General features: G+C 54.7%; 24 protein-coding genes and 1 pseudogene. 16 read left to right on the top strand and 9 right to left on the bottom strand.

The window, feature by feature from the left end; genetic code table 11:
- The 5 genes and pseudogenes from ulaB to BJ887_RS13815 all read left to right on the top strand — a co-directional run bounded on the left by ulaB (position 1) and on the right by BJ887_RS13815 (position 2,995).
- A complete protein-coding gene (ulaB, locus tag BJ887_RS13835) occupies positions 1–306 on the top strand; it encodes a PTS ascorbate transporter subunit IIB (RefSeq protein ID WP_014168329.1) in 306 nt (101 codons plus the stop codon).
- Positions 307–315: 9 nt separating this feature from the next.
- Complete coding sequence (gene ulaC / locus BJ887_RS13830) at positions 316–783, top strand: PTS ascorbate transporter subunit IIA (protein WP_014168330.1); 468 nt, start codon at positions 316–318, stop codon at positions 781–783.
- A gap of 13 nt (positions 784–796) precedes the next feature.
- Entirely contained in the window at positions 797–1,447 is a 651-nt protein-coding gene (ulaD, locus tag BJ887_RS13825) for a 3-keto-L-gulonate-6-phosphate decarboxylase UlaD (RefSeq protein ID WP_008502901.1), read from the top strand.
- A 9-nt stretch (positions 1,448–1,456) separates the two neighbouring features.
- On the top strand, positions 1,457–2,317 hold the full coding sequence (locus BJ887_RS13820; protein ID WP_014168332.1) for an L-ribulose-5-phosphate 3-epimerase: 861 nt from the start codon (positions 1,457–1,459) through the stop codon (positions 2,315–2,317).
- Positions 2,310–2,995: pseudogene (locus tag BJ887_RS13815) on the top strand (L-ribulose-5-phosphate 4-epimerase). Before BJ887_RS13820 ends, BJ887_RS13815 begins: the two are co-directional and overlap by 8 nt.
- Before the next feature lie 141 nt (positions 2,996–3,136).
- Here BJ887_RS13815 and yjfY read toward each other — a convergent pair.
- Positions 3,137–3,412, bottom strand: a complete 276-nt coding sequence (gene yjfY, locus BJ887_RS13810; protein ID WP_025206244.1) for a DUF1471 family protein YjfY — start codon at positions 3,410–3,412, stop codon at positions 3,137–3,139.
- A gap of 341 nt (positions 3,413–3,753) precedes the next feature.
- Between yjfY and rpsF the strand changes: the two genes are divergently transcribed.
- The 5 genes from rpsF to BJ887_RS13785 all read left to right on the top strand — a co-directional run bounded on the left by rpsF (position 3,754) and on the right by BJ887_RS13785 (position 6,273).
- On the top strand, positions 3,754–4,149 hold the full coding sequence (gene rpsF, locus BJ887_RS13805; protein ID WP_014068637.1) for a 30S ribosomal protein S6: 396 nt from the start codon (positions 3,754–3,756) through the stop codon (positions 4,147–4,149).
- Between the two features lie 6 nt (positions 4,150–4,155).
- Complete coding sequence (gene priB, locus BJ887_RS13800; protein WP_014068638.1) at positions 4,156–4,470, top strand: primosomal replication protein N; 315 nt, start codon at positions 4,156–4,158, stop codon at positions 4,468–4,470.
- A gap of 4 nt (positions 4,471–4,474) precedes the next feature.
- Positions 4,475–4,702, top strand: coding sequence for a 30S ribosomal protein S18 (gene rpsR / locus BJ887_RS13795; protein ID WP_000135199.1), 228 nt, complete (start codon positions 4,475–4,477; stop codon positions 4,700–4,702).
- Between the two features lie 41 nt (positions 4,703–4,743).
- Positions 4,744–5,193, top strand: coding sequence for a 50S ribosomal protein L9 (gene rplI, locus BJ887_RS13790; protein ID WP_014168334.1), 450 nt, complete (start codon positions 4,744–4,746; stop codon positions 5,191–5,193).
- A gap of 150 nt (positions 5,194–5,343) precedes the next feature.
- Positions 5,344–6,273 (top strand): DMT family transporter, encoded by a 930-nt coding sequence (locus tag BJ887_RS13785; RefSeq protein ID WP_025205818.1) that lies wholly within the window; start codon positions 5,344–5,346, stop codon positions 6,271–6,273.
- Positions 6,274–6,318: 45 nt separating this feature from the next.
- Here the strand turns inward: BJ887_RS13785 and BJ887_RS13780 are convergent, their stop codons facing one another.
- Positions 6,319–6,963 (bottom strand): OapA family protein, encoded by a 645-nt coding sequence (locus BJ887_RS13780; protein ID WP_032679427.1) that lies wholly within the window; start codon positions 6,961–6,963, stop codon positions 6,319–6,321.
- Between the two features lie 233 nt (positions 6,964–7,196).
- Here BJ887_RS13780 and fklB point away from each other — a divergent pair, with 233 nt between their 5' ends.
- Both fklB and cycA read left to right on the top strand, forming a co-directional pair.
- Positions 7,197–7,817, top strand: a complete 621-nt coding sequence (gene fklB, locus BJ887_RS13775) for an FKBP-type peptidyl-prolyl cis-trans isomerase (RefSeq protein ID WP_025205816.1) — start codon at positions 7,197–7,199, stop codon at positions 7,815–7,817.
- A gap of 313 nt (positions 7,818–8,130) precedes the next feature.
- Positions 8,131–9,540 carry a D-serine/D-alanine/glycine transporter gene (gene cycA, locus BJ887_RS13770; RefSeq protein ID WP_014168338.1) on the top strand — a complete coding sequence of 470 codons (1,410 nt, stop codon included), beginning with the start codon at positions 8,131–8,133 and terminating at the stop codon, positions 9,538–9,540.
- Between the two features lie 65 nt (positions 9,541–9,605).
- Here cycA and ytfE read toward each other — a convergent pair whose 3' ends face one another.
- Positions 9,606–10,268 (bottom strand): iron-sulfur cluster repair protein YtfE, encoded by a 663-nt coding sequence (gene ytfE / locus BJ887_RS13765; RefSeq protein ID WP_121340002.1) that lies wholly within the window; start codon positions 10,266–10,268, stop codon positions 9,606–9,608.
- Between the two features lie 244 nt (positions 10,269–10,512).
- Here ytfE and BJ887_RS13760 point away from each other — a divergent pair, with 244 nt between their 5' ends.
- On the top strand, positions 10,513–12,162 hold the full coding sequence (locus BJ887_RS13760; RefSeq protein ID WP_121340001.1) for a methyl-accepting chemotaxis protein: 1,650 nt from the start codon (positions 10,513–10,515) through the stop codon (positions 12,160–12,162).
- Here BJ887_RS13760 and BJ887_RS13755 read toward each other — a convergent pair.
- From BJ887_RS13755 to BJ887_RS13745, 3 genes are all read right to left on the bottom strand, one after another.
- Positions 12,159–13,124: a DMT family transporter gene (locus BJ887_RS13755; protein ID WP_121340000.1), complete on the bottom strand. Its 966-nt coding sequence runs from the start codon at positions 13,122–13,124 to the stop codon at positions 12,159–12,161. The genes BJ887_RS13760 and BJ887_RS13755 overlap by 4 nt on opposite strands.
- A gap of 75 nt (positions 13,125–13,199) precedes the next feature.
- A complete protein-coding gene (locus BJ887_RS13750) occupies positions 13,200–14,024 on the bottom strand; it encodes an AraC family transcriptional regulator (protein WP_121339999.1) in 825 nt (274 codons plus the stop codon).
- Between the two features lie 81 nt (positions 14,025–14,105).
- Complete coding sequence (locus BJ887_RS13745; RefSeq protein ID WP_121339998.1) at positions 14,106–14,954, bottom strand: SDR family oxidoreductase; 849 nt, start codon at positions 14,952–14,954, stop codon at positions 14,106–14,108.
- An 84-nt stretch (positions 14,955–15,038) separates the two neighbouring features.
- Between BJ887_RS13745 and BJ887_RS13740 the strand changes: the two genes are divergently transcribed.
- Entirely contained in the window at positions 15,039–15,425 is a 387-nt protein-coding gene (locus BJ887_RS13740; protein WP_014168344.1) for a helix-turn-helix domain-containing protein, read from the top strand.
- 44 nt (positions 15,426–15,469) lie between these two features.
- Here the strand turns inward: BJ887_RS13740 and BJ887_RS13735 are convergent, their stop codons facing one another.
- The gene (locus tag BJ887_RS13735) at positions 15,470–17,413 is read right to left on the bottom strand and encodes a bifunctional 2',3'-cyclic-nucleotide 2'-phosphodiesterase/3'-nucleotidase (protein ID WP_121339997.1); all 1,944 of its coding nucleotides are present in this window, start codon (positions 17,411–17,413) and stop codon (positions 15,470–15,472) included.
- A gap of 190 nt (positions 17,414–17,603) precedes the next feature.
- Here BJ887_RS13735 and cysQ point away from each other — a divergent pair, with 190 nt between their 5' ends.
- A complete protein-coding gene (gene cysQ / locus BJ887_RS13730) occupies positions 17,604–18,344 on the top strand; it encodes a 3'(2'),5'-bisphosphate nucleotidase CysQ (RefSeq protein WP_014168346.1) in 741 nt (246 codons plus the stop codon).
- Here cysQ and BJ887_RS13725 read toward each other — a convergent pair.
- The gene (locus BJ887_RS13725; protein ID WP_014168347.1) at positions 18,338–18,895 is read right to left on the bottom strand and encodes a YtfJ family protein; all 558 of its coding nucleotides are present in this window, start codon (positions 18,893–18,895) and stop codon (positions 18,338–18,340) included. The two genes, cysQ and BJ887_RS13725, sit on opposite strands and share 7 nt — an antisense overlap.
- Positions 18,896–19,219: 324 nt before the next feature.
- Here BJ887_RS13725 and BJ887_RS13720 point away from each other — a divergent pair, with 324 nt between their 5' ends.
- Entirely contained in the window at positions 19,220–19,426 is a 207-nt protein-coding gene (locus tag BJ887_RS13720) for a DUF1107 domain-containing protein (RefSeq protein WP_003856054.1), read from the top strand.
- Between the two features lie 78 nt (positions 19,427–19,504).
- On the opposite strand, the gene BJ887_RS13715 is transcribed toward BJ887_RS13720, so the two are convergent.
- Positions 19,505–20,842, bottom strand: coding sequence for a hemolysin family protein (locus tag BJ887_RS13715; protein WP_014168349.1), 1,338 nt, complete (start codon positions 20,840–20,842; stop codon positions 19,505–19,507).
- Positions 20,843–20,914 lie beyond the last annotated feature (72 nt).

Genomic DNA, 20,914 nt, shown 5'->3' with positions numbered 1-20,914 from the left:
ATGACCGTACGTATCCTGGCTGTGTGTGGCAATGGGCAAGGGAGTTCCATGATCATGAAGATGAAAGTGGACCAGTTTTTAACCCAGTCAAACATCGACCACACGGTGAACAGCTGCGCAGTGGGCGAATACAAAAGTGAACTGAACGGCGCGGACATCATCATCGCCTCTACCCACATCGCCGGTGAGATCACCGTGACAGGCAACAAATATGTGGTAGGCGTGCGCAACATGCTGTCGCCAGCCGACTTTGGGCCAAAGCTGCTGGAAGTGATCAACGCGCATTTCCCACAAGATGTGAAGTAAGGACGCAACATGAAACTACGTGATTCGCTGGCAGAGAACAGCTCCATCCTTTTACAGGCCGACGCCAGCACCTGGCAGGAGGCGGTGAAACTTAGCGTAGATCTGCTGGTAAAAGCCGATGTTGTCGAGCCGCGTTATTACCAGGCCATTCTGGATGGCGTTGCAGAGCACGGCCCTTACTTCGTGATTGCACCAGGGCTGGCGATGCCGCATGGCCGCCCGGAAGAGGGTGTTAAAAAAACCGGCTTTGCGCTGGTTACGCTGAAAACACCACTGGCTTTCAACCACGAAGATAACGACCCGGTCGACATCCTCATCACCATGGCGGCTGTTGATGCCAACACCCACCAGGAGGTGGGCATTATGCAGATCGTTAATCTGTTTGATGATGAGGCCAACTTCGACCGTTTACGCGCCTGCCGCACCGAGCAGGATGTGCTGGATTTAATTGATAACGCCACTGCGGCGGCAGTTTAAGAGGGAATTGAAAATGTCATTACCAATGTTGCAGGTCGCGCTGGATAACCAGACTCTGTCTCACGCTTACGAAACTACCCGCCTGATTGCGGAAGAAGTGGACATCATCGAAGTCGGTACCATTCTGTGCGTGGGCGAAGGCGTTCGCGCCGTCCGCGACCTGAAGGCGCTGTATCCGCATAAAATCGTGCTGGCGGATGCCAAGATTGCCGATGCGGGCAAAATTCTTTCCCGTATGTGTTTTGAAGCCAATGCCGACTGGGTCACCGTTATTTGCTGTGCGGATATCAACACGGCTAAAGGTGCGCTGGATGTGGCAAAAGAGTTCAACGGTGATGTGCAGATTGAGCTGACCGGGTTCTGGACCTGGGAGCAGGCGCAGGAGTGGCGTGACGCGGGCATTCAACAGGTGGTTTATCACCGCAGCCGTGATGCGCAGGCCGCTGGGGTAGCGTGGGGGGAAGCGGATATCAGCGCGATTAAGCGTCTGGCCGATATGGGCTTCAAAGTGACCGTGACCGGAGGCCTGGCGCTGGAAGATCTGCCGCTGTTCAAAGGTATCCCAATTCATGTCTTTATCGCAGGCCGTAGCATCCGTGATGCCGCCTCTCCGGTAGAAGCCGCGCGTCAGTTCAAACGCTCAATCGCTCAGCTTTGGGGCTAAGGAGCGGGTATGTTGTCTAAACAAGTCCCGCTCGGCATCTATGAAAAGGCACTCCCTGCGGGGGAGTGCTGGCTGGAGCGGCTGCAACTGGCGAAACAACTCGGCTTCGATTTTGTTGAAATGTCAGTGGATGAGACGGACGAACGCCTGTCTCGCCTGGACTGGAGCCGCGAACAGCGTCTGGCACTGGTTAGCGCCATTGCTGAAACGGGGGTACGTGTGCCTTCCCTGTGCCTCAGCGCCCATCGTCGTTTTCCGCTTGGCAGTGAAGATGATGCTGTGCGTGCTCAGGGGCTGGAGATCATGCGTAAAGCCATTCGCTTTGCCCAGGATGTCGGCATCCGTGTGATCCAGCTGGCGGGGTATGACGTTTACTATCAGGACGCCAATAATGAAACGCGCCGTCGTTTTCGTGACGGCCTGAAAGAGAGCGTCGACATGGCCAGCCGTGCTCAGGTGACGCTGGCGATGGAGATCATGGATTATCCGTTAATGAACTCCATCAGCAAGGCGCTGGGTTACGCGCACTACCTGAATAATCCGTGGTTCCAGCTCTACCCTGATATCGGCAATCTGTCAGCCTGGGATAACGACGTGCAGATGGAACTGCAGGCGGGTATTGGTCATATCGTGGCGGTTCATGTCAAAGATACCCGGCCTGGTGTATTCAAAAATGTTCCGTTCGGCACCGGGGTGGTGGATTTCGAACGGTGCTTCCAGACGCTCAAACAGACAGGGTATTGCGGGCCTTACCTGATTGAGATGTGGAGTGAAACGTCGGACGACCCGGCAGCCGAAGTGGCGAAGGCGCGGGACTGGGTCCGTGAACGTATGGCGCGGGCTGGGTTGATGGAGGCTGAGCATGCATAAGCTTAAGCAGCAGGTCTTTGAGGCCAATATGGATCTACCTCGCTACGGTCTGGTGACGTTTACCTGGGGTAACGTCAGCGCCATCGACCTGAGCAGGGGCGGGTCGTGATTAAGCCCAGCGGTGTGCCCTATGAGTCCATGACCGCCGACGACATGGTGGTTGTGGATCTTCATGGCAACGTGGTTGACGGAAAGTGGCGTCCTTCTTCTGATACCGCCACCCATCTGGCACTGTATCAGCGTTATCCCTCCCTGGGCGGCGTTGTGCATACACACTCGACTCATGCCACGGCCTGGGCGCAGGCAGGGCTGCCCATTCCGGCTCTTGGCACCACGCATGCAGACTACTTCTTTGGCGATATTCCCTGCACGCGGGCATTAACGCAGGCCGAAGTGGAAGGGGAGTATGAACTCAACACCGGTCGCGTCATTATCGACACGCTGGCTGAGCGTGAGCCGCTGCATACGCCGGGTATTGTGGTGTATCAGCACGGTCCATTCTCGTGGGGAAAAGACGCTCACGATGCCGTGCATAACGCGGTGGTGATGGAGGAAGTGGCGCGAATGGCGTGGATCGCCCGCGGCATCAATCCGCAGCTTCAGGGCATTGATGATTACCTTATGAATAAACATTTCATGCGTAAACATGGGCCCAACGCCTATTACGGGCAGAAGTGAATAAGTGCTCTGGAATACCGAAAAACAGTTGTAACCGGTGGTATTTCAGAGCCATTAGCAAAAAAAAGCCCCCGGGCAGGGGGCAAGTTAAACTATGGCTATGTTCTCTTTGTTGGCTTTCCTGGTGCTAGCGTTAAAGCGTTATCGGTAGATATCTGCACTGGCGTGCATATTGCCGTTGCTGCCGGGCTCACGCATCAGTATGACGTGATAATATTGTGCACCCTGAGCATCGGTCTCTTGATTGAGAGCCTGATCTGCTTCACTTTCAGTGGCGAAATTATGATTGATGTAGATTACGCCTAAGCTTTGCACATCATCCATGTTTTGGGCCTGCCGGCCGTCTATCTTGATGGCTGCCATCGCGTTTGCACTGAGCAAAAGTGCAGCCATTACGGCAAATGCGATTTTTTTCATGATATGCGCTCCACGACTGCGTGCTGTGAAAGGGGGTGTTGCTCTCCTTTTATAAATAAGGTCTCTGATTAAAGTGTAATCACTTATCCGGCGGGGATGCGTGACCATTTCTGATGCTGTTGTTCAAAAAAACAACGCTTCCTGATGTGATTAATTTTAAATCACCCACTTAGACCAGCTTTACGCTTTGTGCGAATTATTTGTGCAATCAGCTTGAGTTTCCAGGGGCGCGCAAGTATTATGACGCGTCAATTTTTCAGCCGACCTTTAACACGTTCCTTGCCTCCCCGGGCCTCGGCTGACCCAGACAGGAGGCTGAATAATCCGTAAGGAGCAATTCGATGCGTCATTACGAAATCGTTTTTATGGTCCATCCTGACCAGAGCGAACAGGTTCCGGGCATGATCGAGCGCTACTCTGCTGCCATCACTGGTGCAGAAGGTACGATCCACCGTCTGGAAGACTGGGGCCGCCGTCAGCTGGCTTACCCGATCAACAAACTGCACAAAGCACACTACGTTCTGATGAACGTTGAAGCGCCGCAGGAAGTGATCGATGAGCTGGAAACTACCTTCCGCTTCAACGATGCCGTTATCCGCAGCATGGTTATGCGTACCAAAAACGCAGTGACCGAAGCATCTCCGATGGTTAAAGCGAAAGACGAGCGCCGTGAGCGTCGCGATGATTTCGCAAACGAAACCGCAGATGATTCTGATGCTGGGGATTCTGAAGAGTAATTTCTGATGACCAACCGTCTGGTGTTGTCCGGTACCGTGTGCAGGACCCCCCTTCGTAAGGTCAGTCCATCAGGAATTCCGCATTGCCAGTTCGTGCTTGAGCATCGTTCTGTGCAAGAGGAAGCCGGCTTTCACCGGCAGGCGTGGTGCCAAATGCCCGTTATTATTAGCGGACACGAAAACCAGGCCATTACTCACAGTATAACGGTCGGTAGCGCAGTAATCGTTCAGGGGTTCATTTCTTGCCACAAGGCAAAGAACGGCCTGAGCAAAATGGTTCTGCATGCCGAGCAGATTGATTTGATAGATTCTGGAGACTAGCCATATGGCACGTTATTTCCGTCGTCGCAAGTTCTGCCGTTTCACCGCGGAAGGCGTTCAAGAGATCGACTATAAAGATATCGCAACGCTGAAAAACTACATCACCGAAAGCGGTAAGATTGTCCCAAGCCGTATCACCGGTACTCGTGCAAAATACCAGCGTCAGCTGGCTCGCGCTATCAAACGCGCTCGCTACCTGTCCCTGCTGCCGTACACTGATCGTCATCAGTAATCGGGCACGGTCCATTAATACGACTTTAAGAGGATAAGGTAATGCAAGTTATTCTGCTTGATAAAGTAGCAAACCTGGGCAGCCTGGGTGATCAGGTAAACGTTAAAGCGGGCTACGCTCGTAACTTCCTGGTTCCACAGGGTAAAGCTGTTCCAGCTACCAAGAAAAACGTAGAGTTTTTCGAAGCACGTCGCGCTGAACTGGAAGCCAAACTGGCTGACGTTCTGGCGGCTGCTAATGCTCGCGCTGAGTCAATCAACGCACTGGGCACTGTTACCATCGTTTCTAAAGCTGGCGACGAAGGTAAACTGTTCGGTTCCATCGGTACCCGCGATATCGCTGATGCAGTAACTGCAGCTGGCGTTAAAGTGGCTAAGAGCGAAGTTCGTCTGCCGAACGGTGTTCTGCGTACCACTGGTGAGCACGAAGTGGACTTCCAGGTTCACAGCGAAGTGTTCGCTAAACTGGTTGTTAACGTTGTAGCTGAGTAATTTTACTCTGCTCACGTCGAAGCGCCGGCCTTGTGCCGGCGTTTTGCTTTTTTAAGGGACCAGCCTCGCGCTTTAGTGCTTGTAGGGTCGCTATTCCTGGCGCATTCTCTGATAATAAAATGAAACGCAATTTTATTTATGAGATTCGACATGGAAACCGCTCTGCCTACGCCCGTATTTGCCCGTCGAAAGGTGGCCTATGCCTGCGCCACGCTCTGCTGTCTGCTTTGGGGTAGCTCTTACCCGGCCATAAAAAGCGGCTATGAACTCTTCCAGATTGCCACCGATGATATTCCCTCAAAGGTCGTGTTCGCCGGTTACCGTTTTCTGTTTGCGGGTGTGCTGCTGCTTCTCTTTGCGTTAGCACAGCGCAAGCCCATCGGCAGGTTCACGCCCGGGCAGTTTGGCCAATTGACGGTCCTGGGGCTGACGCAGACGAGCATTCAGTACACCTTCTTTTATATCGGACTGGCCTACACGACAGGCGTTAACGGCTCAATCATGAACGCCACCGGCACTTTCTTCAGCGTGCTGCTGGCGCATTTCATCTACCACAACGACAAGCTCAGCTATAACAAAACGCTTGGCTGTATTCTGGGCTTTGCCGGAGTGATGCTGGTTAACTTCCACGGCGGGTTAAGCGAATTCAGCTTCGTCTGGAAGGGGGACGGGTTTGTGGTGCTGGCAGCCTTTATCCTTTCTGCCGCCACGCTTTACGGAAAACGCATCTCCCAGACCGTCGACCCGACGGTAATGACCGGCTGGCAGCTGGCTATCGGCGGCGCGGCGCTGGTGGCGGGTGGCTATCTCACGGGAGGGACGCTGGAAGTGCATAGCATGACGGCCGTCGCGGTGCTGGGGTATCTGACGTTACTCTCTTCGGTAGCGTTCGCCCTCTGGAGCGCGCTGCTGAAAGTGAACCGCGTAAGTATGATTGCCCCGTTCAACTTTGTGATCCCCGTTGCCGGGACGGTGCTGTCCGCCATTTTCCTCGGTGAAAACATTCTGGACATCAAATATGCGATTGCGCTGGTGCTGGTCTGCTCGGGGATTTGGTGGGTCAATAAGCGGAGTCACTAAGAAGGGCATTGCCGGGGGGCTGGCTCGCCTTACCCGGCCTGAACATTAACGTGCTCTGATAAAACTGCCGTCAGGCTGGCGGGTAAACAGCACCTGCTGGCCATTTCCCGTATCAATCGTGAGCCCGGTGACGACGCCGCTGGCATTCTGACGTATCTGCACCAGCTGGCCGTTCTGCAAATTACTGAGCGGCTTGCCCGCGCCTTCCACCTGCGCCATGGCATACACATCGGTTGGCGGCAGATTGTGGTCGCGGAACAGCTGCGCAAGGGTTTTACCCGGCTCTACGCGATAGGAACGCCACTGCTGCTCAATGCCGGTTGGCTGCTGAGCCTGTGGCTCTGCCGGGGCCGCGGCCTGTTCCTGTGGCTGTTCATCCTGAATGGGTTCCGGTTCAACAGGCGCAACCTGTCCCGGATCGTTCGTCGGGGTGACCAGTTGCGTCTGCACAGGCTGTGTGTCCGGCTGCGGTCGCGTTTGCGACTGAATATCCAGCTGGGCATTGCGGGTCACCGTCGCGGTGTCGGCATCATCGCCACCGGAAGGAAGCAGGAAACCCACGATCACCATCAGCGCGCCAATGATGATCCCTCTGCGATGCAGAGGCGGCAGCGGGTCCATGATGCGAAAATTGTCCGGCGCCTGCCAGATTTTCGCCAGGGTAGGTTTCAGTTCAAATCGCCCGGGCATGGCTCTCCTCCTGCTCCGCGTCTTTTTTATCCTGTGCTCCGAAGTATAGTTTGCTAACTGCCTGAACGGCGTAGCAAACCCGACATCCGTGACATTCGTTCGGGATTAATCCTGGTTCTCTCTATTGTTTCTGTTTCGTCGCGGTTTGTCACCTTAACTTCAGACAAAGTTTTACCCATAAGGGCATGGCTGATATGCTGCCCGCTACTTTAAATGTGATGGAAGGAAAACCCATGACCACCCCGACTTTTGACACTATCGAAGCGCAGGCAAGTTACGGTATCGGCTTGCAGGTAGGACAGCAGCTGAGCGAATCCGGCCTGGAAGGTCTGTTACCCGAAGCGCTGGTGGCGGGTATTGCTGATGCGCTGGAAGGCAACAACCCGGCAGTTCCGGTTGATGTTGTGCACCGTGCGCTGCGTGAAATCCACGAACGTGCTGACGCCGTGCGTCGCGCGCGTTTCGAAGAGATGGCTGCAGAAGGCGTGAAATATCTGGAAGAGAACCGTGAGCGTGAAGGCGTGAACAGCACCGAGTCTGGCCTGCAGTTCCGCGTGATCAACCAGGGCGACGGCGCAATCCCGGCGCGTACTGACCACGTTCGCGTGCACTACACCGGTAAACTGATCGACGGTACGGTGTTCGACAGCTCTGTAGCACGTGGCGAACCGGCTGAATTCCCGGTTAACGGCGTTATCGCGGGCTGGATCGAAGCGCTGACCCTGATGCCAGTGGGTTCCAAATGGGAACTGACTATCCCGCACAACCTGGCGTACGGCGAGCGTGGCGCTGGTGCGTCCATCCCGCCATTCAGCACCCTGGTATTTGAAGTCGAGCTGCTGGAAATTCTGTAATCAGCTTTTCTTATTTCCTCTCTCCTTCGGGGGAGAGGAATATAGTGATAAAACCTATAGTTACGACGGAATCAACATTTTATCTTGCAAACGAAACTGTTGCGTGTATTTTTGTGAGCTGTTTCGCGTTGTATGAGTGATATGACACTCACTTTAAACATATTATTAACATAATATCCAAATCATAGTATTCATCCCGCCGATTCTTACCTAATATCGATGAGTCCTTTCATGGGGACCGTTATTTTTTTGACGTATTTAAAGGCCAGAAGAGCCTTAACAACACAGACAGGCATAAACAGGAAAATATCACATGGTAGATCAGGTTAAAGTCGTCGCCGACGAAGAGGCGTCGTCTGAACAGTCGCTACGGCGCAATCTCACAAACCGTCATATTCAGCTCATTGCCATTGGGGGTGCCATCGGTACCGGGCTGTTTATGGGGTCAGGTAAAACCATCAGTCTTGCCGGGCCGTCGATCATTTTCGTTTATATGATCATCGGTTTTATGCTCTTCTTCGTGATGCGTGCAATGGGTGAACTGCTGCTCTCGAACCTCGAATACAAGTCCTTTAGCGATTTCGCTTCCGACCTGCTTGGCCCCTGGGCGGGCTACTTCACTGGCTGGACCTACTGGTTCTGCTGGGTGGTGACCGGCATGGCGGATGTGGTCGCCATCACGGCCTACGCGCAGTTCTGGTTCCCGGGATTATCGGACTGGGTGGCCTCGCTGGCGGTGATTGTTCTGTTGCTGAGCCTTAACCTCGCCACCGTTAAAATGTTCGGTGAGATGGAGTTCTGGTTTGCGATGATCAAAATCGTGGCGATTATCGCCCTGATTGTTGTCGGCCTGGTGATGGTACTGACGCACTTCCAGTCTCCAACCGGCGTTCAGGCTTCGTTCGCGCATCTGTGGAATGACGGCGGCTGGTTCCCGAAAGGCATCAGCGGCTTCTTTGCCGGTTTCCAGATTGCGGTGTTTGCCTTTGTGGGGATTGAGCTGGTCGGTACCACGGCGGCGGAAACTAAAGATCCGGAGAAATCCCTGCCGCGCGCGATTAACTCCATCCCGATTCGTATCATTATGTTCTACGTCTTCGCGCTGATTATCATCATGTCCGTGACGCCGTGGAGCTCCGTTGTACCGACCAAGAGCCCGTTCGTTGAGCTGTTTGTACTGGTTGGACTGCCTGCGGCCGCAAGCCTGATTAACTTCGTGGTGCTGACCTCCGCGGCCTCTTCGGCCAACAGTGGGGTGTTCTCTACCAGCCGTATGCTGTTTGGTCTGGCACAGGAAGGGGTTGCGCCACGCGCGTTTGCCAAACTGTCTAAGCGTGCGGTGCCGGCGAAAGGGCTGACTTTCTCCTGTATCTGCCTGCTGGGCGGTGTGGTGATGCTCTACGTGAACCCGAGTGTGATCGGTGCGTTTACCATGATCACCACGGTCTCTGCGATCCTGTTCATGTTCGTCTGGACCATCATCCTGTGTTCTTACCTGGTGTACCGCAAACAGCGTCCACACCTGCATGAAAAATCGATCTACAAAATGCCGCTGGGCAAGCTGATGTGCTGGGTGTGCATGGCGTTCTTCGTCTTCGTGCTGGTTCTGCTGACGCTGGAAGACGATACCCGTCAGGCGTTAATCGTCACGCCGCTGTGGTTCATCGCGCTGGGGCTGGGATGGTTATTTATCGGTAAGAAACGTATGGCAGGCATGCGTTAATAAAAAAGGCCACAGATGCTGTGGCCGAATGATAACCTCAGGAAGGCGCTCTCGGGCGCCTTTTTTTATTCACCTGCGAGGGCACGCGGGAACAGGACGTTGTTCTCAAGACTGATGTGCTCCATCAGGTCGTCGATCATCTCGTTAATGCCGTTGTACATCGCTTTCCACGTGGTGCACGCCTCTGGTGGCGGTGTAACGTTATGGGTAGTGTGTTTAATCACTTCCAGCAGCTCGCCTGCATCATCATGTTCGCTTTCCATGACGCTGATGGGCCCCATCGCCTGGCTGCCCATACCCTGTTTGATCATCGGGAAGAGGATTTGCTCCTCTTTCATCATGTGGCTGGAAAGCTCTTCGTGAAGCAGGGTCAGGTATTTCGCCAGACCGCGCGGTACGGAAGGTTTGTCGGCGTGAACGCGCTCCACTTTTGTCGCCTGCAGGATCAGTTCAGGCAGCTGTTCACGGTGACGGTCGTGAAAACGCACGATGATATGGTCGATGATGTCGGCAAGGGCTGCAGTGCGCCAGTCTTTCTCAATAGGCTGCTCAGCCAGTTGTGCCAGCTCCGCTTCAATGAACCCCACATCCAGCTCTTTACGCGAGGCGGCACGTGCCAGGGTTTGCTTACCGCCACAGCAGTAATCCATATCGTATTTACGAAACAGCGCGGACGCGCGCGGGATGGAGAGCGCCAGCTCGCCAAGGGGTTGGTCGCGGAAGGCCATAGCAGTTACCTCATCATCAATAATATAAAGTGCATTTTAAATGCATCTTTAAGGCGACGCTATAACCCTTTAGAGGGAAGGGGCAAAGTGAGAGCTAGATCACAAAAAATAATGACTTTTAACTTGCTGAATGAATGCAGGAAATTACTTTAGAAAGTTTTTTAACGTGGGGAAACAGTAAACAACTCGCCGTGCCTGCCGATATATCCACGTCAGACAAACCTGCATATAAAAAAGGCAACGCATGTTTAAACGTATAAAAGTCATTACCCTTCTTATTTCGGTGCTGCTTGTGCTCGGCATCATGCAAGTCATTTCCGCCGGCATTTTTATCAACGCGCTGAATAACGACAAAGATAACTTCACCGTCTCGCAGCTCTCAAGCCAGAATGTCGCCGAGTTTACCGATGCATGGATCAGCCTCAACCAGGCCCGCGTGACCCTGAACCGCGGCATGCTGCGTCTGCAAAGCAGCATGGCGTCTCAGATTAACGGCGGCCAGTTGAATGAACTGGTGAACACGGCGAAGAACCTGCTGGCGGATGCGCAGTCCCATTACGATAAATACTACGCTTTGCCTAATACTCCGGGTCTGGACGAGAATCTGGCTAACCGTCTGGAAGAGCAGTACCGCATTTACTCCGCCACGCTGACGCAAATGAACGTTCTGCTGGGCCAGGGCAATCTGGAAGATATGTTCAAGCAGAATGCGGAGCAGAAACAGACCGCGATGCAGAACGTGTACCGTGAATGGCGTGAAGCGCAGGCCGTCCTCACGAACAGAGGGATTAAAGACAACGAAAACGATTATAAACGTATCCTGTGGATCCTCTCCGCGGTCATGCTGCTGGTGATTGCCGTGATCGTCTCCAGCTGGATTGCGATGCGCCGCGTTCTGCTGCTGCCGCTGCAGGATGTGATCGGCCATATCCGCGCCATTGCCGCAGGGGATTTGACCCAGCCGATTCAGGCAGAGGGTAAGAATGAAATGGCAATCCTGGCGCGCAACGTTCAGGAGATGCAAACCTCGCTGGCAAACACGGTGGGCGTGGTGCGTGAAGGCGCAGACACCATTTACACCGGTGCAGGGGAAATCTCTGCGGGCAGCAACGACCTCTCTTCCCGCACCGAGCAGCAGGCTGCCTCTCTGGAAGAGACGGCTGCCAGCATGGAACAACTGACCGCCACGGTAAAACAAAACGCCGATAACGCACGTCAGGCTTCCCGTCTGGCGCTCGATGCCTCCTCAACCGCGAAGAAGGGCGGTAATGTGGTGGAGGGTGTGGTGCGCACCATGGACGACATTGCGACCAGTTCCAGCAAAATTGCGCAAATTACCAACGTAATCGACGGCATTGCCTTCCAGACCAACATCCTGGCGCTGAACGCGGCGGTGGAAGCCGCGCGTGCAGGCGAGCAGGGCCGTGGCTTTGCGGTGGTCGCAGGTGAGGTGCGTACCCTTGCTCAGCGTAGCGCTCAGGCGGCAAAAGAGATTAAAGCGCTGATCGACGATTCCGGCGAGCGCGTGAATGCCGGCTCACAGCTGGTAAACGAAGCCGGGGCGACGATGGCGGAGATCGTGAATGCGGTCACCCGCGTGACCGACATCATGGGCGAGATTGCCTCTGCCTCTGACGAGCAGAGCCGCGGTATCGATCAGGTAGGTCAGGCGGTGGCCGAGATGGATCGCGTGACCCAGCAGAACGCCTCGCTGGTAGAGGAGTCTGCGGCAGCGGCGGCCGCGCTGGAAGATCAGGCGGCACGCCTGAACGAAGCGGTGGCGGTGTTTAAAATTACCCGCAACCAGGTGGTCAACGCCGCGCCGGTGAAAAGCTACACTCCAGCGGCTAAACCTGTCGCGGCGACGTCTGAAGCGAACTGGGAAACGTTTTAACTCTCTGAAGCCGGAACGACCATCGGTTTTTCCGGCTTTGCTCTCACCGCCATCACGACCCCAACGACCAGCAATATAATCCCGCAGGCGGTTAACAGCGGCGGTACACTCTGGCGCATCAGGAAGGTGTAAAGCAGCCCGGCCAGCGTTTCGAATACAATCAATGGCCCTAAAATTACCGTCGGCAGCTTCTGGCTGGCGGTATTCCAGCACAGCGCGCCCACCCATGAGCAGAGCACCGCAATCGCCAGCATCAGCCCGACGAAGACCCACGGTCTCGGTCCGAACGGTTGAGCGAAATCCGGTTGCTGGTGGCCTAACCAGAGACAGGCCCCCACATAGCCCATAAGCGAAACCGGGAGCGTGACCAACGCCTGAGCCGTCGCCCACATCATCGGGTGTTTATCCGGGTTTTCCCGCAGCCAGCGCGCATTGCGCAGGGCATACCACGCCCAGCACACCACGGAAACGAATGCCAGCAGGATGCCAGAACCGTAACGCAACAGCGAGAAGTCCTCCAGCCCATGCTGCAGCTCGGCAATGTTGACGCAGACCAGCCCCACGGCGGTACACACCAACGCTGGTACCATTTTTGACCACGCCAGTTTCCCGTCGCGGTGGCTGTAAAGCAGGTTAGCGAAGACCGGGATCACCACGGGCAGCGTGCCGATAATCATGGTAGATACCGGTGCCCCGGTTCGCTGAATGGCGCTCGCCAGGCAAACATAATAGATAAGGTTGCCCATCATGGTCAGCGCCAGCGCGGTGAACCAGTCCTGTCGGCCGAGCTGACGCAAACGTGCACGACCGAGCCACGCCAGCGGGAGAGCAATCAGCCCCAGTGCCAGATAACGTCCGGTCGACTGCAGTATTGCCGGGTACTCCGGCACGATCAGAGGGCCGACAAAAATCAGTCCCCACATCAGACCCGCAAGCAGGGCATACAACACACCACTAATCATTTTTCCTTCCACATCGGTTTATTCTGCGTTCAGTGTAGGAGGGGGAAAGGCGTGCGTATTGTATGAGGTTGCGCATCAGCGCTTAACGACCTGTTTCTGGTAGCGCACGGGGGTAATGCCATAGCGGCGGGTAAAGGCGCGAGTCAAATGGGACTGATCGGTCAGCCCGGTCGCGGCGGCGACTTCGGCGGCGGGCATGCCGCGCGTGAGAAACGCTTTGGCGCGCCACAGGCGGATAGCCATCAGCATCTGATGCGGAGTGACATGGAAATGCGCCTTGAACTGGCGCTGAAAATGGTAGGGGCTCAGTGAGACCACGTTGGCCAGCTCGTCCAGCGTCAGGGCGTGCATGTAGTTGTCGTGCATATACTCACGAACCCGTTCGAACCGGTGGGCACCTTCCCGGGTAATCGGTGCGTGGCGGGCTAACGGCTGGAAGGTCTCGATCAGATCCAGCAGCAAGCCTTTTTGCGCCAGCGGGTCGTCCGTATGCCACAGGCCATAGATAAGCCTGCCGATTTGCTGTGAGCGCAGCGGGTCATGGCGGGTTACGTCGCTAAACCACCAGTGGCGAAGGCCGGTCACCTCTTCCAGCAGATCGGGTTCAATGTAAACCATCCGGTAGCGCCAGCCGCCATCCGTCGCCGATTCCCCGGTGTGGATCTCGTCCGGGTTCATGGTCACGACGGATTTTTCCGCCGCGAGATGCTGGGTACCGCGATAGCGAAAGCGTTCGGCACCGGTTTCAATGGTGCCGATGCCGAAGGCTTCATGCGTATGAGGCTCAAAGGCGTAGTCAGAAATATGCGCGTGATAAAGCTCCAGGCCCGGCAAATGCGCCAGATGGCGAAAGCGCGCGCTGTCTCTCTCATCAATGAACTGTTCCGGTACGCCCTGCACGGTGAACCTCCTCATGAGTCATCTCTCCATTATCAGAGATGACCCGAGGGGATGCTACAAAAAATAACCATTTTGCAACATTTACAGAATGGCTTTAATGCTCTCTGAAAGCAGTGTGGTTGGACGCCCGATCAGTTTGCTCAGCGTATGGCTGTCGTCAAACAGACCGCCTTTAGACGCGCCCACATCGGAGTCCGCCAGCATATCCGCCAGCCCGGCAGGCAGGCCAACGCCCTTCAGCGCCGCGGTAAAATCCGCCTCGCTCATGTTCTGATACGTCACGTTTTTGCCGCTCTGTTTGCTGAGTTCGGCCGCCAGTTCGCTCAGCGTCCAGGCGTGGTCGCCGGCCAGCTCGTATACGTTGCCTGCATGGCCGTCCCCGGAGATGACTTTTGCCGCGGCAGCCGCGTAATCCGCACGGGTGGCAGAGGCGATTTTGCCTTCACCGGCCGCGCCAATAAATACGCCATGCTCCAGCGCGGGCGGTGCGCTCGCCAGATAGTTTTCGGTGTACCAGCCGTTACGCAGCAGGGCGTAAGGGATGCCGGACTCCGCCAGCGCCTTCTCCGTCGCGACGTGTTCAACGTGCAGGCCCAGCGGCGATTTATCTGCATGCAGCAGGCTGGTATAGGCGATGAATTTCACGCCAGCGGCTTTGGCAGCATTAATGACGTTCTGATGTTGGGTGGCGCGCTGACCCACTTCGCTGGAGGAGATCAGCAGCAGCTTTTCTACGCCATTAAGCGCGGAGGTCATTGTGCTTTCGTCAGCGTAATCCCCCTGACGAACGGTAATTCCCTGCTGGCTCAGGGCTTCAGCTTTTGCCGGATTGCGGACAATCGCCACAATCTGGTTTGCCGGTACGGTGTTTAACAGCTGTTCGATAACGAGCTGGCCAAGCTGGCCGGTTGCGCCGGTAATTGCGATCATGATGAATCCTCTTCGTGTTTGTCTGGTGTTGTGGCACACTAGCACCATAGCTAACTTTTAGTAAGTACGTACATAAAGGTAAGTATGAAAACAACGATACCGACACTTAGCGAACAAATGCGCGATGGCAACCTCTTCGCGGAACAGTGTCCTTCCAGAGAGGTTCTCAAACATGTCACCAGCCGCTGGGGCGTGCTGATTCTGGTGGCCCTGCGGCAGGGAACCCACCGTTTCAGCGACCTGCGCCGAAAAATGGGAGGCGTCAGCGAAAAGATGCTGGCCCAGTCGCTACAGGCGCTGGAACAGGACGGGTTTGTTAATCGCGTCTCGTATCCGGTTGTACCACCGCACGTTGAGTATAGCCTGACGCCGTTAGGGACAGAGGTGAGTGAGAAAGTGGCCGCGCTGGCGGACTGGATAGAAGTGCATACGCCGCAGGTGATGGCGAACCGGGAAGAACGCGCGGCGTAAAGGCAGGCCGGGTAAGGCGAAGCCGCTACCCGGCACACACCGCGTTACTTGCTTAAATCCACCTGATAAATGGCGAAGCCAATATCATCCGTTGCAACTTTCTTCATCGGATAGTGGGCTTTATCGTTAATAAACGCCGCCGCTTTATCGGACGGTGAAGTTTCAAAACGGATGTCCAGCGGCGTGTCGCTGTGAATGGGGGCCAGGCGCCAGTTGTTGTCCACTGCCGGATGAATGCCCCCCGCTTTTTTGGACTCCGCGCTGATCCACGCCGCCAGCACCGAGCGGTTCTCGTCCGGTGAGGCAAAGGCAATATGGCCATCTCCCGTGCCGGCAAACTTGCCGCCGTAGGCGCGGTAGTTATTGGTTACCACCAGGAAGGTGGCATTCGGGTCGATGGCTTTGCCCTTAAAGGTCAGGTTTTTGATGCGCTCGGCCTGCGGGTTAATGACCTGGCATTCGCCGTCATATTTTGCAGGCTGGGTAACATCAATCTGATACTCCACGCCGTCAATCACGTCAAAGTTATAGGTCCGGAACCCTTCCCAGTTTATCAGCGACTGCGGCTTGCTGCTGTGCGGGTCAATCTGGTTAAACTGCCCGGCGGAGCACTCCAGCCATTCCTTCACCTCTTTACCCGTCGCTTTCACTACCACCAGGGTGTTCGGATAGAGATAGAGATCGGCGGCGTTACGGAAGGTCAGCTGGCCCTTTTCGACTTCAACGTAGCTTGCCGGGTCATTCTTACGCCCGCCCACTTTGAACGGTGCCGCGGCCGACAGCACCGGCAGTTTTGCCAGGTCCGGGTCGCCCTGAATAACGTGTTCGACATAGGCTTTTTGCGCCATGTTAACCACCTGGACAGTCGGGTCATCCTGCACCAGCGCCAGGTAGCTGTACATGTTATCGGCGGATTTACCGATGGGCTTGCTGACGAAGTCGCGGGTGGCGTCGTGGTCATGCTTCAGCACGTCGACCAGTTTTTTATCTTCGGCGGCGAGTGATTTTTTAGCCGCAGCGTCGTAAATCGGGCGCGCCTCTGCTTTTGACTGAGTGACCTTCCAGTCGCCGCCGTCGTTATTGAGGACCAGATCCACCACACCAAGGTGGTCGCCCCACATGCCCGGCATCACCGACGGCACGCCATTGAGCGTCCCTTTCTCGATGTCTGCACCCTTAATGTTGGCAAAGTCCTTACCCGGGAAGACCGCGTGGGCGTGACCGAATAGGATCGCATCGACGCCCGGGACTTCACTCAGATAATAAACGGAGTTTTCCGCCATGGCCTGATACGGATCGGCGGAGAGTCCCGAGTGCGCAACCACCACCACCAGATCTGCGCCTTTTTCGCGCATTTCCGGCACGTATTTGCGCGCAGTTTCGGTAATATCGTTAACGGTCACTTTACCGTCGAGGTTGGCTTTATCCCAGGTCATGATTTGCGGCGGCACAAAGCCGATATAGCCGATTTTAAGCGTCTGTTTTTTACCGTCCTGATCGACAACCTCGGTCTCTTTAATCAGATAGGGGGTAAAGAGCGGCTTCTGCGTCTTAACGTCGATGATATTGGCGTTAACGTACGGGAATTTCGCGCCAGCCAGCGCATCGTGCAGGTACTTCAGGCCGTAGTTAAATTCGTGGTTGCCCAGGTTGCCGACGGTATAGTCCAGGGTGTTCATCGCTTTATACACCGGGTGGATCTCGCCTTTCTTCAGCCCCTTCGCGGCCATGTAGTCCCCGAGCGGGCTACCCTGAATGAGATCGCCGTTGTCGACCAGCACGCTGTTTTTAACTTCATTGCGGGCGGCAGCGATCAAACTTGCCGTGCGTACCAGTCCGAATTTTTCCGTCGGGGTATCTTTGTAGTAATCGAAGTCCATCATGTTGCTGTGCAGGTCGGTAGTTTCCAGAATTCGCAGGTCTACCGTCGCCGCCTGTACGCTCACTGCAATCAGCGTCGCCAGGAGCGTTGCGCTAAACTTAATCATCAGAGGAGTCCTTTTTTCGATCCAGGCCACAAAAGAATATGTATCTATAGCGTGTTGCTTACATAAATGTGAATCCTGACAGAAAAAAGCGCCATGAAACCAGAATTGCTTCACAGATAGCGGAATTGTTCCCATTACGATATAACTAAAACAAAGAGTTAACCCCACTGCGTTAACAAAGAGGTGGAGAATGTTAGATAAGATTTGTCAGCTCGCACGGGATGCGGGAGATGCCATCATGCAGGTGTATGACGGTGCAAAACCGATGGAGGTCGTCAGCAAGGCAGATGACTCTCCGGTCACCGCGGCAGATATCGCGGCTCACAAGGTGATCCTGCAAGGACTGCAGGCCTTAACGCCGGATATCCCGGTCCTGTCAGAAGAAGCGCCGCAGAGCTGGGACGAGCGTCAGCACTGGCAGCGTTACTGGCTGGTGGACCCCCTCGACGGCACCAAAGAGTTTATCAAGCGTAACGGTGAGTTCACCGTCAACATCGCGCTGATTGAAAAAGGCAAAGCGGTGCTTGGGGTGGTATACGCGCCGGTGATGAAGGTCATGTACAGCGCTGCAGACGGTAAGGCGTGGAAGGAAGAGTGCGGCGTGCGTAAGCAGATTCAGGTGCGTGATGCGCGTCCACCGCTGGTGGTGATCAGCCGGTCACACAGCGACAGCGAACTGCAGGAATATCTGCAACAGCTGGGTGAACACCAGACGACCTCGATTGGTTCATCACTGAAATTCTGTCTGGTGGCGGAAGGTCATGCCCAGCTCTACCCTCGCTTTGGGCCAACGAACGTCTGGGATACCGCGGCAGGGCATGCGGTCGCCACGGCCGCCGGGGCACATGTTCATGACTGGCAGGGTAAGCCGCTGGACTACACCCCGCGCGAATCCTTCCTTAACCCCGGCTTCCGCGTCTCTATTTATTGAGCCAGCAGTTTGTGCAGCAGGGCGACAACCTGCTGCACCTCTTCCTGGGTTAATGCCCCGTCTTTCACCCACTGCACGCGGCCGTCTTTATCCAGCACGATGATTGCGGAACTCTCTTCCTCCAGCTGCCACGCCTTACGCGTCACGCCGTTGCTGTCGACAATAAACTGCGACCACGGATAGAGTTTTTTATTGCTCTCAAGGCTTGAACGCACAAACATTCCGGAGCCAGGAATGGCATCGTCAGTGTTAACGATCGTGGTGGTCTGGTAGCGGTCGTGTGGGAATTTTGCGGCCTTGATCGCTTCCACCAGGTTGGCATTTTTCTCTTTTGCGGATGTACGACCGGCAATATGTTGTACAACTCTCACTTTGCCTGCGAGCTGCGCGCTATTCCACGCTTTGTAGCTAAACTTATCATTGTCGAGAATCAATTCTCCCCGGTCAGCAATGCCGACTGGTGGTACTCGTTGTCCTTTTTCAATCGCGTGAGCGCTAGCCCACAGGGGCAGAAGCAGGCAGGCTGCTGCAAGGATAGTTCGTAGGGTCATGGTGTTTCCTTATTGTTTGCAGGTGATCCGACCACTTGGTCATACGCTTTTAATCATAAGTGCGATCAATGTGGTTTTCCCGCAATCCCGATGCCAGTTTGCGGGTGAACGCACATATCCATGAAAAAACGACGGCTTATACTGCCCTGAGTGAAGCTTTGCAAAGATTATTCTGAATAATTGTAATCAAACGGTAAATAAACTTATGCATACTGGGTAACACCGTAGTTCTGGTCTATAGTCTTTGGGCAACAAAATTTGCGCTCAGGACAGTCGGGCCGATTGTGGCACCGCAAGAGCGTATGATTCGCAGGAGATACAAGAATGAAAATTTTCCAACGCTACAACCCGCTTCAGGTGGCGAAGTACGTGAAGATCCTGTTCCGTGGACGGTTGTATATCAAGGATGTTGGCGCTTTTGAGTTTGATAAGGGCAAGATCCTTATCCCAAAAGTGAAGGACAAGCAGCACCTGTCTGTGATGTCTGAAGTCAACCGTCAGGTTATGCGTCTGCAAACTGAGATGGCTTAACCAACGTGCTATGCAGTAGTTAAAAACGCAGTTGATAAAAAAACGGCTCCCGATGGGAGCCGTTGATGTTTATGGGCCTTACGCCGACACTTTCTCTTCTGCGTCAGGCATTCGCGGCACCAGCACGGTCGGTTTATTATCGATACGCGTCACCAGCAACTGGTCGATGCGGTAGTTATCAATATCCACCACTTCAAACTTGTAGCCAGAGAACTTCACCGAGTCGGTACGTTTCGGGATTTTTCGCAGCATAAACATCATAAAGCCGCCAATGGTCTCGTAATTACCTGACTGCGGGAACTCGTCGATATCCAGTACGCGCATGACATCATCAATCGGCGTACCGCCGTCGATAAGCCATGAGTTCTCGTCACGCTGAACAATCTGCTCTTCCAGCCCCTGGCCAACCAGGTCGCCCATCAGCGTGGTCATCACATCGTTGAGGGTGATGATGCCCACCACCAGCGCGTATTCGTTCATGATAACGGCAAAATCTTCACCGGCCGTTTTGAAGCTTTCCAGCGCTTCAGAGAGGGTGAGGGTATCCGGAACAATCAGAGTATTGCGGATCTGAACGCCGCTGTTGAGCGCCAGGCTCTGGTTGGCCAGCACGCGGTTCAGCAGGTCTTTCGAGTCCACATAACCGATGATGTGGTCGATATCTTCATTACAGACCAGGAACTTGGAGTGCGGGTGCTCGGCCACCTTTTGCTTCAGGCTCTGCTCGTCTTCGTGCAGGTCGAACCAAATCACGTTTTCACGTCCGGTCATGGATGACGGTACGGTGCGGGATTCCAGCTCAAACACGTTCTCAATTAACTCGTGCTCCTGCTTGCGCAGCACGCCCGCCAGGGCACCCGCTTCGAAGACCGCATAGATATCATCAGAGGTGATATCGTCTTTTCGCACCATCGGAATTTTAAACAGGCGGAAAATGCTGTTGGCCAGGCCGTTGAAGAACCACACCAGCGGACGGAACAGGAACAGGCAGAAGCGCATCGGGTTGATGATGCGCAAAGCCACAGCTTCTGGCGCAATCATACCGATGCGTTTCGGGGTCAGATCAGCGAAGAGGATGAACAGGCCAGTCACCAGCGAGAAGGAGAGAATAAAACTCAGTTGCTCGGAGAGTTCAGGTGAAAAGTAGCGTGCGAAGAGGCCATGAAACACCGGTGAAAATGCCGCATCCCCCACGATACCGCCCAGGATGGCGACCGCGTTCAGGCCAATCTGCACCACGGTGAAAAACATTCCCGGGTTTTCCTGCATTTTGAGTATGCGTGATGCGTTAACGTTGCCTTCGTCAGCAAGCAGTTTCAGTTTGATTTTACGGGAGGCGGCCAGCGAGATCTCGGATATCGAGAAAAATGCACTGACGGCAATGAGACAAAGTATCACTAAAATACTGTTTAACATAGTTTATCCGGCTTCAGCCAGATCCTCGGAAGGGAAGTTAATTACATTTGTGTGAAGACACATAGAACGTCA

This window comes from Enterobacter sp. WPR_3_1, assembly GCF_003635055.1.
Taxonomy (GTDB): domain Bacteria; phylum Pseudomonadota; class Gammaproteobacteria; order Enterobacterales; family Enterobacteriaceae; genus Enterobacter; species Enterobacter ludwigii.
Note: the sequence above shows the minus strand (reverse complement) of the source record. Positions and strands in the feature narration are given on the sequence as shown.

Excerpts from the sequence above, each read along its gene's own strand:
- ulaB (WP_014168329.1), top strand. The coding sequence starts at position 1 with ATGACCGTACGTATCCTGGCTGTGTGTGGCAATGGGCAAGGGAGTTCC.
- ulaC (WP_014168330.1), top strand. The coding sequence starts at position 316 with ATGAAACTACGTGATTCGCTGGCAGAGAACAGCTCCATCCTTTTACAG.
- ulaD (WP_008502901.1), top strand. The coding sequence starts at position 797 with ATGTCATTACCAATGTTGCAGGTCGCGCTGGATAACCAGACTCTGTCT.
- BJ887_RS13820 (WP_014168332.1), top strand. The coding sequence starts at position 1,457 with ATGTTGTCTAAACAAGTCCCGCTCGGCATCTATGAAAAGGCACTCCCT.
- yjfY (WP_025206244.1), bottom strand. The coding sequence starts at position 3,412 with ATGAAAAAAATCGCATTTGCCGTAATGGCTGCACTTTTGCTCAGTGCA.
- rpsF (WP_014068637.1), top strand. The coding sequence starts at position 3,754 with ATGCGTCATTACGAAATCGTTTTTATGGTCCATCCTGACCAGAGCGAA.
- priB (WP_014068638.1), top strand. The coding sequence starts at position 4,156 with ATGACCAACCGTCTGGTGTTGTCCGGTACCGTGTGCAGGACCCCCCTT.
- rpsR (WP_000135199.1), top strand. The coding sequence starts at position 4,475 with ATGGCACGTTATTTCCGTCGTCGCAAGTTCTGCCGTTTCACCGCGGAA.
- rplI (WP_014168334.1), top strand. The coding sequence starts at position 4,744 with ATGCAAGTTATTCTGCTTGATAAAGTAGCAAACCTGGGCAGCCTGGGT.
- BJ887_RS13785 (WP_025205818.1), top strand. The coding sequence starts at position 5,344 with ATGGAAACCGCTCTGCCTACGCCCGTATTTGCCCGTCGAAAGGTGGCC.
- BJ887_RS13780 (WP_032679427.1), bottom strand. The coding sequence starts at position 6,963 with ATGCCCGGGCGATTTGAACTGAAACCTACCCTGGCGAAAATCTGGCAG.
- fklB (WP_025205816.1), top strand. The coding sequence starts at position 7,197 with ATGACCACCCCGACTTTTGACACTATCGAAGCGCAGGCAAGTTACGGT.
- cycA (WP_014168338.1), top strand. The coding sequence starts at position 8,131 with ATGGTAGATCAGGTTAAAGTCGTCGCCGACGAAGAGGCGTCGTCTGAA.
- ytfE (WP_121340002.1), bottom strand. The coding sequence starts at position 10,268 with ATGGCCTTCCGCGACCAACCCCTTGGCGAGCTGGCGCTCTCCATCCCG.
- BJ887_RS13760 (WP_121340001.1), top strand. The coding sequence starts at position 10,513 with ATGTTTAAACGTATAAAAGTCATTACCCTTCTTATTTCGGTGCTGCTT.
- BJ887_RS13755 (WP_121340000.1), bottom strand. The coding sequence starts at position 13,124 with ATGATTAGTGGTGTGTTGTATGCCCTGCTTGCGGGTCTGATGTGGGGA.
- BJ887_RS13745 (WP_121339998.1), bottom strand. The coding sequence starts at position 14,954 with ATGATCGCAATTACCGGCGCAACCGGCCAGCTTGGCCAGCTCGTTATC.
- BJ887_RS13740 (WP_014168344.1), top strand. The coding sequence starts at position 15,039 with ATGAAAACAACGATACCGACACTTAGCGAACAAATGCGCGATGGCAAC.
- BJ887_RS13735 (WP_121339997.1), bottom strand. The coding sequence starts at position 17,413 with ATGATTAAGTTTAGCGCAACGCTCCTGGCGACGCTGATTGCAGTGAGC.
- cysQ (WP_014168346.1), top strand. The coding sequence starts at position 17,604 with ATGTTAGATAAGATTTGTCAGCTCGCACGGGATGCGGGAGATGCCATC.
- BJ887_RS13725 (WP_014168347.1), bottom strand. The coding sequence starts at position 18,895 with ATGACCCTACGAACTATCCTTGCAGCAGCCTGCCTGCTTCTGCCCCTG.
- BJ887_RS13720 (WP_003856054.1), top strand. The coding sequence starts at position 19,220 with ATGAAAATTTTCCAACGCTACAACCCGCTTCAGGTGGCGAAGTACGTG.
- BJ887_RS13715 (WP_014168349.1), bottom strand. The coding sequence starts at position 20,842 with ATGTTAAACAGTATTTTAGTGATACTTTGTCTCATTGCCGTCAGTGCA.